The sequence below is a fragment of the Arthrobacter silviterrae genome, assembly GCF_011045165.1.
GTDB lineage: Bacteria > Actinomycetota > Actinomycetes > Actinomycetales > Micrococcaceae > Specibacter > Specibacter silviterrae.
The window spans coordinates 1-16249 of record NZ_JAAKZI010000002.1 but is presented as its reverse complement, the minus strand read 5'-3'; the positions used below and the strand labels follow the sequence as shown (position 1 = coordinate 16249).

14 protein-coding genes are annotated in these 16249 nt (G+C 67.5%); 7 read left to right on the top strand and 7 right to left on the bottom strand.

Features of this window, described 5'->3' with window-relative positions; genetic code table 11:
- Positions 1 to 138 precede the first annotated feature (138 nt).
- The 6 genes from G6N77_RS01490 to G6N77_RS01465 all read left to right on the top strand — a co-directional run bounded on the left by G6N77_RS01490 (position 139) and on the right by G6N77_RS01465 (position 6603).
- Complete coding sequence (locus G6N77_RS01490) at positions 139 to 1656, top strand: helix-turn-helix transcriptional regulator (RefSeq protein WP_165180245.1); 1518 nt, start codon at positions 139 to 141, stop codon at positions 1654 to 1656.
- 163 nt (positions 1657 to 1819) lie between these two features.
- Positions 1820 to 2656 (top strand): DMP19 family protein, encoded by an 837-nt coding sequence (locus G6N77_RS01485; protein ID WP_165180244.1) that lies wholly within the window; start codon positions 1820 to 1822, stop codon positions 2654 to 2656.
- 118 nt (positions 2657 to 2774) lie between these two features.
- Positions 2775 to 3293 (top strand): GIY-YIG nuclease family protein, encoded by a 519-nt coding sequence (locus G6N77_RS01480; protein ID WP_165180243.1) that lies wholly within the window; start codon positions 2775 to 2777, stop codon positions 3291 to 3293.
- Positions 3294 to 3341: 48 nt separating this feature from the next.
- Entirely contained in the window at positions 3342 to 4202 is an 861-nt protein-coding gene (locus tag G6N77_RS01475; protein ID WP_370875230.1) for an SDR family oxidoreductase, read from the top strand.
- Positions 4203 to 4234: 32 nt separating this feature from the next.
- On the top strand, positions 4235 to 5521 hold the full coding sequence (locus G6N77_RS01470) for an acyl-CoA dehydrogenase family protein (protein ID WP_306987255.1): 1287 nt from the start codon (positions 4235 to 4237) through the stop codon (positions 5519 to 5521).
- Positions 5521 to 6603 carry a phosphotransferase family protein gene (locus G6N77_RS01465; RefSeq protein WP_240901593.1) on the top strand — a complete coding sequence of 361 codons (1083 nt, stop codon included), beginning with the start codon at positions 5521 to 5523 and terminating at the stop codon, positions 6601 to 6603. The genes G6N77_RS01470 and G6N77_RS01465 overlap by 1 nt, the downstream gene beginning before the upstream one ends.
- Before the next feature lie 46 nt (positions 6604 to 6649).
- Here the strand turns inward: G6N77_RS01465 and G6N77_RS01460 are convergent, their stop codons facing one another.
- A complete protein-coding gene (locus tag G6N77_RS01460) occupies positions 6650 to 7432 on the bottom strand; it encodes a COG4705 family protein (protein ID WP_306987256.1) in 783 nt (260 codons plus the stop codon).
- 295 nt (positions 7433 to 7727) lie between these two features.
- On the opposite strand from G6N77_RS01460, the gene G6N77_RS01455 reads away from it, so the two are divergent.
- Complete coding sequence (locus G6N77_RS01455) at positions 7728 to 9620, top strand: FAD-binding monooxygenase (protein WP_165180241.1); 1893 nt, start codon at positions 7728 to 7730, stop codon at positions 9618 to 9620.
- Positions 9621 to 9677: 57 nt separating this feature from the next.
- Here the strand turns inward: G6N77_RS01455 and G6N77_RS01450 are convergent, their stop codons facing one another.
- From G6N77_RS01450 to G6N77_RS01425, 6 genes are read right to left on the bottom strand one after another with little or no spacing between them, the layout of a single operon-like run.
- A complete protein-coding gene (locus G6N77_RS01450; RefSeq protein WP_205677896.1) occupies positions 9678 to 10487 on the bottom strand; it encodes an HpcH/HpaI aldolase family protein in 810 nt (269 codons plus the stop codon).
- Positions 10472 to 11257, bottom strand: coding sequence for a 2-oxo-hept-4-ene-1,7-dioate hydratase (gene hpaH, locus G6N77_RS01445; RefSeq protein ID WP_165180240.1), 786 nt, complete (start codon positions 11255 to 11257; stop codon positions 10472 to 10474). Before hpaH ends, G6N77_RS01450 begins: the two co-directional genes overlap by 16 nt.
- A 22-nt stretch (positions 11258 to 11279) precedes the next feature.
- Positions 11280 to 12353: a 3,4-dihydroxyphenylacetate 2,3-dioxygenase gene (gene hpaD, locus G6N77_RS01440; RefSeq protein WP_165180239.1), complete on the bottom strand. Its 1074-nt coding sequence runs from the start codon at positions 12351 to 12353 to the stop codon at positions 11280 to 11282.
- Between the two features lie 27 nt (positions 12354 to 12380).
- Entirely contained in the window at positions 12381 to 13886 is a 1506-nt protein-coding gene (gene hpaE / locus G6N77_RS01435) for a 5-carboxymethyl-2-hydroxymuconate semialdehyde dehydrogenase (RefSeq protein ID WP_165180238.1), read from the bottom strand.
- A gap of 38 nt (positions 13887 to 13924) precedes the next feature.
- On the bottom strand, positions 13925 to 14626 hold the full coding sequence (locus tag G6N77_RS01430) for a GntR family transcriptional regulator (RefSeq protein ID WP_165180461.1): 702 nt from the start codon (positions 14624 to 14626) through the stop codon (positions 13925 to 13927).
- Positions 14623 to 16095, bottom strand: a complete 1473-nt coding sequence (locus tag G6N77_RS01425) for a fumarylacetoacetate hydrolase family protein (protein WP_306987258.1) — start codon at positions 16093 to 16095, stop codon at positions 14623 to 14625. The genes G6N77_RS01430 and G6N77_RS01425 overlap by 4 nt, the downstream gene beginning before the upstream one ends.
- Between the last annotated feature and the right edge of the window lie 154 nt (positions 16096 to 16249).

The window sequence follows — 16249 nt, the reverse complement described above, 5'->3', positions numbered from 1 at the left end:
GTCGCTCCTTTGCGGTTGGTGGCCGGTCCCGGTTGTCTGTGTTCGAGCTGCTCTAGTTCCGGGGTCGGTGTTCCTTCTTTGTGATTTCCACTATTCCGGTGTTTTCAAGGGGTAGCTAGGGGCAGATGGTGGAAAGATTTGCACTTCTTCCGCTATTCTCAAGAAATGAACAATGAAGGCTGGAACCTTGCCCCCGCCCGCAGCGCCAAGGAAGCGGACGACGGCGGCGAACTGGACGTGATTGCCCTGGGCCGGCGGGTGCGCCACCTGCGCAAAAAGCTCGGCATGACCCTGGACGATTTGAGCGCGAAGGTGGGGGCTGCGCCGTCGCAGCTTTCCCTCATCGAGAACGGCAAGCGGGAGCCCAAGCTGACGCTCCTGCAGCACCTGGCCGGGGCACTCGGCGTCGGGCTTGAACAGCTGCTCGGGGCCGAGCCGCCCAGCCGCCGGGCAGCCCTGGAAATCGAGCTGGAAAGGGCTCAGCGCGGGCCGCTGTACCAGTCGCTGGGACTGCCCAAAGTCCGCGTCAGCTCGCGGCTTTCCACGGAAGTGCTGGAGTCTCTGGTGGGGCTGCAGAACGAACTGGAACGCCGGCTCGACGAGCAGTCCGCCACGCCGGAGGAAGCCCGCCGCGCCAACAACGTGCTGCGCCTGGAAATGCGCGACCGGAACAACTACTACCCGGAGATTGAAGTGCAGGCGCAGGAGCTGCTCAAGGCCGTGGGCCACGACCGCGGGCCGCTGTCCCACCACGTGGCCGCCGACATTGCCGAGCACGTTGGATTTGACCTGCACTACGTGGGCGACCTGCCGCATTCCACCCGTTCCGTGACGGACTTGAAGAACCGCCGAATTTACCTCACGCAGGGCCAGCGCTCCGACCATGACCCCCGGTCCGTGCTGCTGCAGGCCTTGGGGCACTACCTTTTGGGCCACCAGACCCCGCGCGACTATTCGGACTTTCTGCGCCAGCGCGTCTACACCAACTACTTTGCCGCGTCCCTGCTGATGCCTGAACGGGCCACCGTGGACTTCCTGAAGGAGGCCAAGGCCGCGAAGGAGCTGGCCATCGAGGACATCCGCGACGCCTTCGCCGTGTCCTATGAGACGGCCGCCCACCGCTTCACGAACCTGGCCACCGAGCACCTGGGCATCACCACGCACTTCCAAAAAGTCCACGAGTCCGGGATCATCCACAAGGCCTACGAGAACGACGGCGTCAACTTTCCCGCCGACCACACCGGAGCCATCGAGGGCCAGGCCGTGTGCCGGTTCTGGACCTCCCGCGCCGTTTTCGACGTGCCCGACAAGTTCCGTGCGTTCAACCAGTACACGGACACCGCCGTCGGAACCTACTGGTGCACGGCGCGGACCGAACGCCACTCCTCGGGGGAGTATTCGCTGAGCATCGGCGTGCCATATGCCCACGTCAAGTGGTTCCGGGGCCGGGACACCACGGAGCGCTCGCAGTCGCGGTGCCCGGACCCGGCGTGCTGCCGCCGGCCGCCGGCAGCATTGTTCGCCGAATGGGCCGGCAACGCGTGGCCGTCCACCCGCGCCAACTCGCACCTTTTGGCCGCCATGCCGCAGGGAGCATTTCCCGGCGTGGACGAAACCGAGGTGTACAAGTTCCTGGCGGCACACGAGGGCCGGTAGGCCGCCGTCGGGCCGGATTGCCGTCCGCGGGGCTCTGCGGCAGGGGGCGCTGGTTGCCCAATCTTCGCCGGACGTTCATGTCCAGGCCGGCAAACGGGACACTGCTGCGACGTAGCGTGAAGGCGTAAGCAGCACCACCGGCCCACAGCAGTGAGGAATTACCATGACCAGCACCCAATTCCCCGTCATCCTGACCACCGAGGGCGCTGCCGCCAGCAACGAAGACGTTGTTGGCGACAATGTGTCCGTGGTGAACGCCATGTACCGTGCGCTGCTCAATTCCGAGGAAATCGCCCCCAACGCGCTCCGCAGCTACTTCGTGGACTTTTACCTGGCTCAGGCGCTCGACGGCGGCTTTGCCCAGTATGTCTTCATGTCCCCGGACCGCTCTGAACTGGACGTCTACATCCGCGAGGGCCTGGAAGCCATGGGAGCCACGCGGCACCTGGAACTCTTCAACCGCACCGCCGAGCTCTTCGATTCGCTCTCCGAGGACGACGCCGAGACCTACCTCGACGGCGACCTCGACGAGGTGGGCGGCCGCTCCGGGGACGTCGACGCCATCGAAGCCTTGGACGGCGAATTTGAGGAACTGCTCGAAACCGAGGACGTGACGGGCCTGAACGCAGCGTGGCTCCGGGGCCAGGAAGGCCTGCTGGTGCTCAGCGAAGCGGAACTGGAAGAGCACATCTCGGCCCGCGTGGCCCAGGTCCCGAACCTGGGGGAGCGCCAGGCCGAGGCGGCCGAGGACGCACCCGAGTTTGAGCTCATCATCCGTGAACTCTGCGCGATGGCCGGCTACAAGCTCGAAAAGATCACCATGGGCGACCCCAACTTTGAGTTTGACGGCCGCACCATCCTGGCCTGGCACTTCACCACTGACCACGGCGACTTCGCCATGATTGAAGAGGACGACGAGGCGTTCATGATCAACCCGGAGACCGAGGAAATCATTGCCGCCGTGGAGTTCGAGGACGACGACGAGCTTATCGAGGCGTAGCCCGGCCGCCCCGGCGGCCCGGCCCCGCTAAAGCATTGGGGGCCCGGCCGCCGGAGCAAGGGGTTGCCCCGGCCGCCGGGGCAAGGGGTTGCTGTGCCGGTGACGTAAAGTCAGGGCCATGAAAGAACTCAAATGGACAGCCACCGCCCCTGCCAAAACTGCGTGGTCGGCGATGCCCTTTGCTCCCGGCCTCTACAAGTGTTACCTGACGGGCGGGCTGCCCAAGAACGTGGAATGGCCCGCTGAATTGAAGCCGTTGAAGCGTGGTGACCTGCTGTACGTGGGCAAGGCGACGAATTTGCGGAGCCGGGCCAAGCACCACGACGTGCAAACGTCCAAGTCCACGTTCCGCCGTTCCCTGGCGGCCGTTCTGGGACTTCAGGCCCAGTGGCACGGAAGATCCGCCCACCCGAGGCTGACCGATCCAGACGAGGAACTGCTCAGTGCCTGGATGGTCAGCAACCTGGGCACATCCTTTTGTGTGGTTCAGGACTTGGACAGCGTTGCCGGTCTCGAGGAAGAGCTGCGAACCGAACTCCTCCCGCCCTTCAACCGCGACGGCCGCACACCCGAACAGCTGCACGTCTCGGCCGTCGCGGCAATCGCGCACCGCAACGCCCTGCGCGACAAGGGCTGAACGCCCGCCCCTTGTCCCTCCCTGAACGCCCGCCCCTTGGCCCGCCCCTTGACCCGCCCCTTGACCGCTGCCGCGAAGCGCACCATGCTGGCAAGTACCGGCTGGCCGCCGGCAGCCGACGGAGGGGGCAGCATGGGCGAGGAAGCCGCAACGCGCAGCTTTACAGGCAAAACCGCCATCGTGACGGGCGCCAGCCGGGGGATAGGGCTGGCCATCGCCCAGCGCCTGGCGGCAGGCGGGGCCCGGGTGTGCATCACCGCCCGCCACCCCGAACCGCTGGAAGGGGCGCTCGCCTCCCTCGGGCCGGGCTCCCTGGCCCTGGAGGGGCACGCGGATGACCCAAGCCACCGCGCGGAGGTGCTGGACGCCGTCGTGCGTGAATTTGGCGGGCTGGACATCCTGGTCAACAACGCAGGCATCAACCCGGCCTACGGGCCCTTGGAGACCGTGGACCTGGCCGCTGCGCGCAAAATCTTCGACGTGAACGTCCTCGCCACGCTTGCCTGGACCCAGGCCGTGCTGGTGCATGCCGGGCTGGACTTCCGGGCCCGGCGCGGCAACGTGGTGAACCTGTCTTCCATCAGCGGGGAGGTGCCGGCGCCGGGGATCGGGCTTTACGGGATCAGCAAGGCCGCCGTGGCCCACCTCACGCGCACCCTCGCCGTGGAGCTGGCACCGGAAATCCGGGTCAACGCCGTGGCCCCGGCCGTGGTCAAGACCCAGTTTGCCCGCGCGCTGTATGAGGGGCGCGAGGCCGAGGTGGCCGCCGCCTACCCCCTCCAGCGCCTGGGCACGCCCGACGACGTCGCCGCCGCGGTCTGCTTCCTCGCCTCCGCCGACGCCTCCTGGGTCACCGGCCAGGTGCTGGTGCTCGACGGCGGCCTGCTCAATGCCGGCGGACTCGGCTGACCCTTTCCACCCCTTGCAACCAGGAGCACACAGTGACCACATCCGTTCCGCACGGTCTTTATCCGGCCGAGGTTGAGGAGCTGCGCCTGCGCACCCGGGACTTCATCCGCGGCACCGTGATGGCCGCGGAACCGCGCCCCGGCCAGGCGCTGAACCTGGCCGTCCGGCGCGAACTCGGGGAGGCGGCCAAGGCGGCCGGCGTCTACGCCCCGCACGTTGCCAAGGAATATGGCGGGCAGGGGCTGGCCGTGCAGCACTGGTCCCCGGTGTTTCAGGAGGCAGGCTATTCCCCGATCGGCCCCGCCGTGCTCAATTGCATGGCGCCGGATGAGGGGAACATGCACATGCTGGCGCTGATCGGCACGGCGCAGCAGAAGCGCGACTTCCTGGCCCCTCTGGCCGCCGGGGAAACCACCTCCTGCTTTGCCATGTCCGAGCCCCATCCCGGCGCCGGCTCCGACCCTGAAGCACTGACCACTGCGGCGGTCCGCAGCGGCCGGGGGTGGGTCATCAACGGGCACAAGCGCTTCACCAGCGGGGCCACCTTTGCCGCGTTTGCCATCGTCATGGCCCGGACCGCTGCCGACGGCGCCGGCGCTGCGGGGGCCGCGGGCGCGGGGGCCGCGGGCGCCGCACCGGCCGGCGCCACCATGTTTCTGGTGCCGATGAACACGCCCGGGGTCCGGCTGGGCACGCCCATCCACACCATGGACAAGTACCTGCCCGGCGGCCACCCGCATGTGATGTTCGACGACGTCCGCGTGCCTGATACCGCCGTCCTCGGCGAGGCGGGCCTCGGCTTCAAATACGCACAGCTCCGCCTGGGCCCGGCCCGGCTCACGCACTGCATGCGCTGGCTGGGGCTGGCCCGCCGCGCCCAGGACATTGCCCTGGACCGGGCCAACACCCGCGAAATCTTTGGCGCGCACATCTCGCAACTGGGCATCGCGCAGGAAATGATTGCGCAGTCGGAGCTGGACATCGAAACCTCGGATGCGATCATCGGCAAGTGCGCAGCCCTGCTGGGCGTGGATGCGAAGGCCGGCTCGGCGCTGTCCTCCGTGGCCAAGGTGCACTGCTCAGAAGCCGTCTACCGGGTCATTGACCGCGCCGTGCAGCTGTGCGGCGGCGACGGAGTTTCCGACGGGCTGCCGCTGGCCCAGTACCTGAACGAGGTTCGCCCGTTCCGGATCTATGACGGCTCCACGGAAACCCACAAATGGGCCATTGCCCGCCGGGCGGCCTCGGCACGGCGCCGCGCCGTGGACGCCGGGGAACCGTTTCTGGGCACGGCCCAGCTGCACGAAGGGGAACGCTGATGGATGGCATGGTGGACGTGGTTAGGACCCAGGCCGAGGCGGACGCGCTGGAGATTCCGCCGCTGTTGATTGTGGACCGGGCCGAGGAATTCCTCGATGCGTCAGGCATCGGGACCGGTCCTCTGCACTGGCACCGCATTGGCGGGGGACAGTCCAACGTGAGCTTCCGGATCAGGCGCAAGGGGGCCGACGTCGTGCTTCGGCGCGGTCCGCGCCCGCCGCTGCCCCCGTCCACGCACGACATGGTCCGCGAGGCACGGATCCAGCACGTCCTGGCGCCGCTGGGGGTGCCGGTGCCGAAGATTCTGGCCGTCTGCGCGGATCCCAATGTGCTGGGCGTGCCGTTTTACGTCATGAAGTTCCTCGACGGCGTGGTGGTCACCGACAGCATCCCGGCCCACCTGGACGCCCCTGCGCAGCGGCGTGCCACCGGCGAGGCCGCGGCGGACATGCTGGTGCGGCTGCATTCGGTGGACATTTCCCATGGGGCCGTTGCGGACATTGGGCGCCCTGACGGCTACCTGCAACGCCAGGTGAAGCGCTTCGCCGGGCTGTGGGAGCTGGGTGCCACGCGTCCGCTGCCCCGGGTGGGTGAGCTGGCCGAATGGCTCGAGGCGAACCGGCCGGACACGCAGCGCACCGCCCTGATCCACGGCGACTACAGGATCGGGAACCTCATGTTTGCCAAGTCCGGACCTGCCCGGATACAGGCGGTGCTGGACTGGGAAATGGCCACGCTGGGGGACCCTCTCGCGGACCTGGGCTACCTGACTGCGACGTACGCGCAGGCCGGCTCGCCCGGGACGTTCATGGAGCTGACTTCCGTCACGGCCCAGCCCGGCTACCCCACGCGGGATGAGCTGGCGCTGCGGTACAACCAGCATTATGGCCTGGACCTCTCCGCCCTGCCCTGGTACCAGGTGCTGGCGCTGTGGAAGGCCGCCATTTTCAGCGAGGCCATCTACACACGGTGGCAGCGGGGCGAGCGCGACGACGGCGGGCAGGGGCTCGGTGCCGTGCTGGAGCAGGGCGTGCCGCAGCTTTTGGAGGTGGCGATGGGGTTTGCCGGGCGGATGCCGTAGGGCCTTGGCTAGGGCCGTTTGCTAGGGCCGTTGGCTACGGCGTTGGCTAGGCCGAGACCCTGGGAGTGGCCTGTTTGCGCTGCCGCAGGGCCAGCACCGCCACCAGCGCGGCGATGGCCACGGCCCAGCCGATGCTCACCGTGCCGGTGCCCCAGTCCAGGCCGCCGCGTGCGTGGGAGACGCCCATCCAGTCGGCGAATGACGCCCCCAGGGGGCGCGTGATCACGTAGGCGGCCCAGAATGCGGGGATCGCCTTGAGCCCGAACTTCCAATAGGCCAGGGCCGGGACGGCAATGGCCGCGGCAAACAGCACGCCGGAGCCCAGGTAGCCAAGCTTCAGGGTGACGGCCGTGAGGTCGCCCGCCGCCGTCCCCAGGGCAAAGGTGGCCAGGACGGCGGCCCAATAGAACAGTTCGCGCCGGGGCGTATGGATGCTGTGGATGGACAGCGTCTTTTCCGTTCGCTGCCACAGGATGAACACGGCGGCCAGCACCGCGGCGTAGAAAATGGAGGAGGCCACGTAGGGAATGCCCAGGCCCACGTGCAGCACGTCCGCCGCCATGGTGCCGAAGACGCTGACCATGGCCACGGCCAGCCAATACACCCAGGGAATGTGGCGCTTCACGGCAAATTGCAGCACCAGGGCTGCGGCGAAACAGGCCGCTCCGATGCCCACGGCAATGACGGGATCGAGGGTGTGGGCCAGGTAGTCGCTGGTGGTTTCGCCCATGCCGGTGGTCAGCACCTTGATGATCCAGAAGAGCGCCGTGACCTCCGGAACCTTGGACACCACGCTGCGGACGGCTGCCGGCCGCGCGGTTTCGGGCACAAGTCTTTCCCTGGAATATTCCTCTAGCATGCCTGAATTCTCCCGTGCCCGTCTGGGAGCTTCCGGGGAACGGGAATCTCCGTTTCCGCCCAGGATGCCGAAACGGCGAATTGAGCCTGAATTAGCAGGATCGAATGTCCGTCTCGGCATCCGCCGCCGGCCGCGCCCCCGTCCCTTGCGTGAGCTGGCGCACACAATTAGGCTTAGTGTGCGTTATTAGAACTAGGTGTTCAAATAACGAATAGTTAATTAGCGGTGGTGAACGCGCCGCCCACACAGACGAAAGGAGTGTGCCGTGCAGTTTCACCACCACGGATACGTTTCCGGTGACCCGCGCATCCAGGCCGCGGCAGGGACGGGGATCGGCCGCCCCGCCGAGCTTCCGGACGAGGTGGACGTGCTGATCGTCGGATCGGGACCTGCAGGCATGCTCGCGGCGGCCCAGCTTGCCCAGTTCCCGGACATCACCACCCGCATCATCGAGCGCCGCGACGGCCGCCTGGTGATCGGCCAGGCGGACGGCATCCAGGCCCGGAGCGTGGAAACGTTCCAGGCCTTTGGCTTTGCCGAGCGGATCATTGCCGAGGCCTACCGGATCACCGAGATGGCATTCTGGCGCCCCGACACCAATAATCCGCACAACATTGTCCGCGGCGGCCGTGCCGTGGACGACACCACCGGCATCAGCGAATTCCCCCACCTCATCGTCAACCAGGCGCGCGTCCTGGACTACTTTGCCGAGGTCGCGGCCCATGCGCCCACCCGGCTGGTCCCCGACTATGGCTGGGAATTCCAGACCCTGGAGGTGGCTGACGACGGCGACCATCCAGTCACGGTCTCCCTGGTCCGCAGCGCCGGCCCCGATCAAGGCGCGGAGCGCACCATCCGCGCCAAGTACGTGGTGGGTTGCGACGGCGCCCGCAGCAAGGTCCGCGACGCGATCGGCTGCACCATGGCCGGCGACAAGGCCAACCACGCCTGGGGCGTCATGGACGTCCTGGCCCGCACCGACTTCCCCGACATCCGCACCAAGTGCGCCATCCAGTCGCACGACGGCGGCTCCATCCTGCTGATCCCGCGCGAGGGCGGGCACCTCTTCCGCATGTACGTGGACCTGGGCGTGGTCCCGGAAAATGACAACGGAGCCGTCCGCAACACCTCCATGGACCAGATCATCGCCAACGCCAACCGGATCCTCCACCCCTACACCCTGGATGTGCGCAACGTTGCCTGGCACAGCGTGTACGAGGTGGGCCACCGCCTCACCAACAGGTTCGACGACGTCGTCCCCGGCCAGGTGGGCCTCCGCACGCCCCGCGTCTTCATCACCGGCGACGCCTGCCACACCCACAGCGCCAAGGCCGGGCAGGGCATGAACGTTTCACTCCAGGACGGCTTCAACATCGCCTGGAAACTGGGCCACGTCCTGGAGGGCCGCAGCCCCGAGTCCCTGCTGTCCACCTACTCGGCCGAGCGCCAGGTGGTGGCCAGGAACCTCATCGACTTCGACAGGACCTGGTCCACCATGATGGCCAAGAAGCCGGAGGAATTTGAGGACCCCGCCGAACTCGAGGACTTCTACGTGCGCACCGCGGAGTTCCCTGCAGGCTTCATGACCGAGTATGCGCCGTCGCTGATCACTGGCGCCGCCACCCACCAGGGCCTTGCCGCCGGCTTCCCGCTGGGCAAGCGCTTCAAGTCCGCCATGGCCTCCCGCGTCTGCGACACGAACCCGATCCACCTGGGCCACCATGCCACGGCGGACGGCCGCTGGCGCATCTACGTCTTCGCCGACCCGGCCCCGGCCGGTGATCCCGGGCCCGTGGCGGACCTCGCAGAGTGGCTCTCCGGCTCGCCGGACTCACCGCTCGCGGCCACGCCGAACGGGCTCGACGCCGACGCCTGGTTTGACGTGAAGGTCATCTACCAGCAGCCGCATGAAGACATTGACATCAACAAGGTTCCGGAAGTCTTCAAGCCGCTGGTGGGGCCGTTCGGGCTGGTCGACTATGAAAAGGTTTACGGGACAGTCCCGGGCGAGGACATCTTTGACGCCCGCGGGCTCAGCCGCGACGGCGTCGTCGTCGTCGTCCGCCCGGACCAGTACGTGGCGAACATCCTGCCGCTCACTGCCACGGCGGAGCTGGGCGAGTACTTCGCGCGGATCCACTCGGGCGCGCGCGTCTGACACCGGTGGTTGGGCCTGCCGCCGGTGGTTGAGCTTGTCGAAACCAGGGCCTGACTCTCAGTAGCTGGCCATGGGTCCGGTGCCCGTGGCCGGGACGTAGCGGGCGGCGAGGCCTTCACTCCCGCGTGCCAGCAGGGCAACGTCCGCGCCGACCAGGACGAAGTCCACGCCGGCCTCCATGTAGTGCCGGGCCGTGGCCTCGGCAAAGGCGTTGACGCCCACCGGCTTGCCGGCCGCCTTGGCCGCGGCAATGCAGTGCTCGACGGCGGCCACGATGTCGGGGTGTTCCTGCTGTCCCAGCAGGCCCTTGGACGCGGCGAGGTCCGCGGGGCCCAGGAAGATGGCGTCGATGCCGTCCACGGCAAGGATCTCTTCCACGTTTTCAACGGCCTGGGCGGATTCAATCTGCACCATCACGGTGATGGTCTCCGATGCCCCTGCCACGTAGCCGGGGATGCGGTTCCAGCGCGAGGACCGTGCCAGCGCGGATCCCACGCCCCTGACACCGCGCGGAGGGTAGTGGACGGCGGAGACGGCCGCCTCCGCCTCGGCAACCGTGTGGACCATGGGGATGAGGAGGGACTGCACACCCAGATCCAAGTACTGCTTGATCAGCACTGTGTCGTTGGCGGGCGGGCGCACCACGGCCGTGACGGGATAGCTGCGCACGGCCTGGAGCTGGGCCAGGATTCCCTCAAGCCCGTTGGGGCTGTGCTCGCCGTCGATCAGCACCGCATCCAGTCCCGCCCCCGCGCAAATCTCGGCCATGAGGGCGCTGCCGGAGCACACCCACATGCCAACCAGCGGTCGGGTGGCGGCGGCGAGGGCGTCCTTCAGTGACGGGTCGGGAGTTACTTGAAGTGGCATGTGATGGTCCCCAGCTTTCCGTAGTCGGCAAAAACGGTGTCCCCTGCATTGACCCACAGGGGGCGGGTGAAGGAGCCCGCGAGGATCAGTTCCCCGGCCCTGAGTGAATCGCCGTGGGGGGCGATCTTGTTGGCCAGCCAGGACACGCCCTGTGCCGGGTGGTTCAGCACGCCGGCGGCCACGCCGGTCTCCTCGATGGTTTCGTTCTTGAACAGGATGGCAGCCACCCAGCGCAGGTCGACGTCGTCCGGGCGCACCGGGGTGCCTCCCACCACCATGGCGCCCATGGCCGCGTTGTCGCTGATGGTGTCCACAATGGTGCGGCCCTCCATCTCAATGCGGGAGTCCAGGATTTCCAGTGCCGGCACCACGTATTCGGTGGCGCGCAGGACGTCGAAGAGCGTGGCGTCCGGGCCGCTGATGTCCTTCTTGAGCAGGAACGCCAGCTCCACCTCGATTCGCGGGTGCGAATACTGCTTCCACTCCACGGTGGCGCCGTTGTCCAGGATCATGTCCTTGAAGATGACCCCGTAGTCCGGCTCCGTGATGCCCGTGGCGTACTGCATGGCCTTGGACGTCAGGCCGATCTTGTGCCCTCCCAGCACCCGCCCGGCCGCTTCGCCGCGGTCCCTCCACAGCTGTTGCACCCGGTAGGAATCCTCCACGGTCATCTCCGGGTACCGGGCCGTCAGCCGCGGCACCGGCACCCGGCTGCGGGCTGCCTCCACAAGCTCGTCGGCAATGCGAGCGATGGTTTCATCATCAAGCATGGTGTGTCCCCTTCGGTGCGAGTTAGAGTTGCGAACCCATTTTGAAGCCGCGCTCTTCGCCCGGCTCGCGGGTGTAGGAGAAGCCGTCGGCGCCGACGGTGACGGCCATTTCGGAGGATTCGGTGCGCTTGACTACTGCCTGCGGCTTCCCGTCGAGGTCCAGGACCAGGGAGGCCTCCGTGTACCAGGAGGGGACCACGGGGTTGCCCCACCAGTCGCGGCGCTGGTTGTCGTGCACGTCCCAGGTGACGATGGGGTTGTCCGGGTCGCCGGTGTAGTAGTCCTGGGTGTAGATCTCAATCCGGTGGTCGTCGGGGTCCAGGATGTACAGGTAGAAGGCGTTGGACACGCCGTGGCGGCCGGGCCCGCGTTCGATCCGGTCGGAGATGCGCAGGGCGCCCATCTTGTCGCAGATAGCGATGATGTTGGCCTTTTCGTGGGTGGCGAAGGCTAGGTGGTGCATGCGGGGTCCGTCGCCGCCGGTCAGGGCGGTGTCGTGGACGGTCTGCTTGCGGTGCATCCAGGCCGCGTAGGTGACGCCGTCGGAGTCCTTGATGTCCTCGGAGACGCGGAAGCCCAGGTCCTCGAGGTACTTGCGGCCCTTGGGGACGTCGGGGGTGACTTGGTTGAAGTGGTCCAGGCGGACCAGCTCGCCGGCGCTGTAGAGATCATAGCGGCGGGTCAGGCGCTCCACGTGGGTGGTCTCGTAAAAGAATTCATAGGGGAAGCCCAGGGGGTCCTCCACGCGGACGGCGTCGCCGATGCCCTTGACGAATCCGTCCCTGCGGCGTTCCGTGCGGCAGCCCAGCTCCCGGTAGTAGGCCTCGGCGGCGTCCACCTCCGCCGGGGACTTGACCCGAAACGCGGCCACGGCGACGGCGGCCACGGGGCCTTTGCGGAGCACCAGGTTGTGGTGGATGAATTCCTCCAGCGAGCGGAGGTAGATGGTGTTTTCATCCTCCTCGGTGACGTGCAGGCCCAGCACGTCCACGTAAAACGCGCGGGATTTGGCCAGGTCGGTGACCACCAGTTCCATGTAGGCGCTGCGGACAATGTCCGGGGCCGGAAGCGCTGGGGTGGGGATGAAGTCAGTCATTGGGTTACTCCTCGTTGAGCATGGTGGCTAGTGGGCGGCGGGGGCGCCGAATTTGGGGGTGTGGACCGGGCCCAGCGTGATGTGGACGGCCTGCTGGTCGGTGTAGAAGTCGATCGAGCGGAAGCCTCCCTCGTGGCCCAGGCCCGAGGCCTTGACCCCGCCGAACGGGGTGCGCAGGTCGCGGACATTGTGGCTGTTCAGCCACACCATGCCGGCCTCCACGTTCTGGGCGAAGTTGTGCGCGCGGGTCAGGTCCTGCGTCCAGATATAGGCGGCCAGGCCGTACTTGACGCCGTTCGCCAGGGCCAGCGCCTCGCCGTCGTTCTCGAAAGGCGTGATGGCCACGACGGGGCCGAAGATCTCCTCCTGGAAGATCCGCGCTTCAGGGGCGACGTCGGCGAACACGGTGGGTGCCACGTAGTTGCCGGTCTCCAGGCCCTCGGGGCGGCCGCCGCCGGCCAGCAGGCGGCCCTCGGTCTTGCCGATTTCCACGTAGGACATGACCTTGGCGTAGTGCTCCGGGTGGACCAGCGCGCCCACTTCCGTGCGGGGGTCGTGGGGGTCGCCCACCACAATGTTCCTGGCCCGGGCGGCATACTTTTCACAGAACTCGTCGTAGATGCTCCGCTCGACCAGGATGCGGGAGCCGGCGGTGCACCGTTCGCCGTTGAGGGAGAAGACGCCGAACAGGGCGGAGTCGATCGCGGCGTCGAGGTCGGCGTCGGCGAAGACCACGCAGGGGCTCTTGCCGCCCAGTTCCATGGACAGGCCCTTCAGGCTCGTGGCGGCGTTGCGGAAGATGGTCTGGCCCGTGGTGGTTTCGCCCGTGAAGGAGATTAGCGGCACGTCCGGGTGCTTGACCAGGGCGTCGCCGGCATCCTCGCCCAGGCCGTTGACCAGGTTGAAGACGCCCCTGGGGAGGCCTGCTTCCTCGAAGATTCCGGCCCAGAGCGAGGCCGAAAGCGGGGTGAACTCGGCCGGCTTCAGGACAACGGTGCAGCCGGAAGCCAGGGCGGGGGCCAGCTTCCAGGACTCGAGCATGAACGGGGTGTTCCACGGGGTGATGAGCCCGGCCACGCCGATCGGCTTGCGGTTGACGTAGTTGATCTGGGCACCCGGGACCTTCATGGCGTCGTCGAACTGGGCCACGATCAAGTCCGCGAAGAAGCGGAAGTTCTCCGCCGCCCGCAGCGCCTGGCCGCGCGCCTGGGTGATCGGCAGGCCGGAGTCGAAGGTCTCCAGCTCGGCCAGGCGGGCTTCCTGGGATTCGACGGCGTCGGCGATCCTGTTCAGGACACGGGCGCGTTCGCGCGGCTTCATGCGCGGCCACGGGCCTTCGTTGAAGGCCTTCGTCGCGGCAGCCACGGCGAGGTCGATGTCCGCCTTTTGACCGGCGGCGGCCGTGGCGTAGTTGCTGTTGGAGACCGGGTCCAGCACGTCGAAGGTCTCCCCGCCCGCGGAATCGACGAAGCTTCCGTCAATGTAGTGCTGGATGTGGGAGGGCAGGTTGTCCGGAAGGTAGTGCTCAGCCATGGGAAAAGTCCATTTCTTCAGGTGTTCGGTGGGTGCCTCTAGTAGGTGGTTGCCAGCGGGGGCCGGGCTGGTTTTTCGGGCCCGCTGCGCGCCAGGTAGGCGTTCAGGGTGGCCGCCCGGTGGGCGCGGGCGGCGTGTTCCACGGTGTCCGCATCGGCACCGGCTTCCAGGAGCTGCAGCAGCGCCTCGTGTTCGTTGACCGAATCGCTGGCGCGGCCTGGGACGTAGCTGAAGGTGGAGGAGCGCAGGGCCTGCAGGCGGTTCCAGCCGCGGTGGACCAGATCCAGGATGTGCGGGTTGGGGCAGTTTTCAAACAGGATGCTGTGGAATTCCAGGTTCAGCGCCGTAAAGCGGACGGGGTCGAAGTGCTCCAGGCTCTCCCGCATCTGGGCGTTGACGGCGCGGGCCCGGGCAATGTCCGCCGGCGTGATGAGAGGGGCGGACAGTGCCGTGGCGGCACCCTCGACAATGCCGAGGGTCTGCATCGTGTAGAGGTATTCGGTGGGGTCAATCCCGGCCACCGTGGCGCCCACGTTGCGTTCAAAGGTGACAAAATTTTCGGCCTCGAGCCGGCGGATGGCCTCCCGCACGGGGACCACGCTGAAGCCGAGGTCCCCGGCCAGCTTGGCCAGCACCAGCCGGTAGCCGGGCGTGTATTCGCCGCCAAGGATTTTTTCCTTGATGGCCGCATAGGCCCGCTCGGACTTGCTGGCGGCCTCCGTGCCGGCCTCGCTGCTCATGGCTGGGCCGCCGGGTTCGGGTGCGTCTGCGCCCACTGCGCAAACTGCGCCTTCCATGCAGCGTTCATGGGATAGAGGCCCTCCACGCTGTGGCCTTCGGCCACCATCGCGGCGATGAACGTTTCCTCGTGTTCCTGGGCGATGGCGCCGTCCGCGACTTCCTCCGCCAACGACGGCGGGATCACCAGCAGGCCGTCCGCGTCGCCGACGATGATGTCACCGGGCTGGACGGTGGCGCCGCCGCAGGAGATGGTCAGATCGGTGTCCCACGGGATGTGCCTGCGGCCCAGGACGGCCGGGTGGGCGCCGGTGAAGAAGGTGGGCATGTCCAGGGCGGCCACGGCGGCCACGTCGCGCACGCCGCCATCGGTCACGATGGCTGCGGCGCCGTTGATTTGCGCGCGCAGGGCCAGGATGTCCCCGACTGTGCCGGTGCCGGGCTCCCCGCGCGCCTCCATGACCAGGACGTCGCCGTCGTGCAGGTCATTGATGATGCGTTTCTGGGCGTTGAAGCCGCCGCCGTGGGTCTTGAAGAGGTCCTCCCGGTTGGGCACGAAGCGCAGGGTGCGGGCGGTGCCGGCGATCCGCAGCTCGGGACGGGTGGACTTGAGGCCGTCGATGCTGACGTTGTTGAGCCCGCGCTTGCGCAGTTGGGCGCTGAGCGTGGCGGTGCCGACGCTGGTCAGCTTGCGCTTGAGTTCCGCGCTGAGGCCCGTTGGTGCCAGTCCGGCCGCTTCGGGTGAACCCCAGGCGTCCACGCGGTCGGTGTCGGTGGCCTTCGGCTGGTTGCCGAAGTCCGCCAGTTCGCTGCTTCCCTGCACGACGGCGGTGCGCAGCCGCCCCGTGGACAGCCCTGCCGCGGGGTCGTCGACTTCGACTTCGATGACGTCGCCGGGGACGGCGACGGAGGACCCGGCGGGGGTGCCGGTGAGGATGACGTCGCCCGGTTCCAGCGTCATGAGCTGGGAGAGGTCCGCCACGAGCTGGCTGAAGGGGAAGATCAGGCCGGCCGAGGTGTCGCTCTGGACAAGTTCGCCGTTGAGCCAGGTGCGCACGCGCAGGGAGGAGGGGTCGACGTCGGCCGCCGGGATGAGTGCCGGGCCGAACGGGGTGAAGCCGTCGCCGGACTTGGAGCGGACGTTGGAGCCCTTGTCCGCGTACTTGAGGTCGTACACGCCCAGGTCGTTGCTGGCGGTGACGTAGCCGACGTGCCGCCACGCGTCCCCGGGGCTGACCCGCCGGGCCGCGGTGCCGATGACCAGGGCAATTTCGCCCTCATAGGCCAGGAGTTCACAGCCGGCCGGGCGCTCAATGTCCGCACCGCTGGGGCTCAGCGATGACGAAGCCTTCAGGAAGTACGACGGCTTGGCGGGGGTGCGTCCGCGCTGGTCCGCCCTGGACTGGTACGCCACGTGGACTGCGACAACCTTGCCGGCCTGCTTGAAGGTGGCTGCGGTGACTTGTTCCACGGGACACTCCTGGGTGGTTGTCGTGCGGAACCCGGCAGTTCCGGCTATCAGGTACGAAATCATATACGATCACCGTAACTGTGTTGTCCGCGTCACGTCAAGGTCTGGGGGCGGTGAAATTTGGGGGGCTGTTTTGGCTCGCGACGGCTAGCCG

Bases quoted from the DNA above. Each gene is read 5' to 3' on its own strand.
- hpaH (WP_165180240.1), bottom strand. From the start codon at position 11,257: ATGCTTGATGATGAAACCATCGCTCGCATTGCCGACGAGCTTGTGGAG.
- G6N77_RS01485 (WP_165180244.1), top strand. From the start codon at position 1,820: ATGACCAGCACCCAATTCCCCGTCATCCTGACCACCGAGGGCGCTGCC.
- G6N77_RS01430 (WP_165180461.1), bottom strand. From the start codon at position 14,626: ATGAGCAGCGAGGCCGGCACGGAGGCCGCCAGCAAGTCCGAGCGGGCC.
- hpaE (WP_165180238.1), bottom strand. From the start codon at position 13,886: ATGGCTGAGCACTACCTTCCGGACAACCTGCCCTCCCACATCCAGCAC.
- G6N77_RS01465 (WP_240901593.1), top strand. From the start codon at position 5,521: ATGGATGGCATGGTGGACGTGGTTAGGACCCAGGCCGAGGCGGACGCG.
- G6N77_RS01450 (WP_205677896.1), bottom strand. From the start codon at position 10,487: ATGCCACTTCAAGTAACTCCCGACCCGTCACTGAAGGACGCCCTCGCC.
- G6N77_RS01480 (WP_165180243.1), top strand. From the start codon at position 2,775: ATGAAAGAACTCAAATGGACAGCCACCGCCCCTGCCAAAACTGCGTGG.
- hpaD (WP_165180239.1), bottom strand. From the start codon at position 12,353: ATGACTGACTTCATCCCCACCCCAGCGCTTCCGGCCCCGGACATTGTC.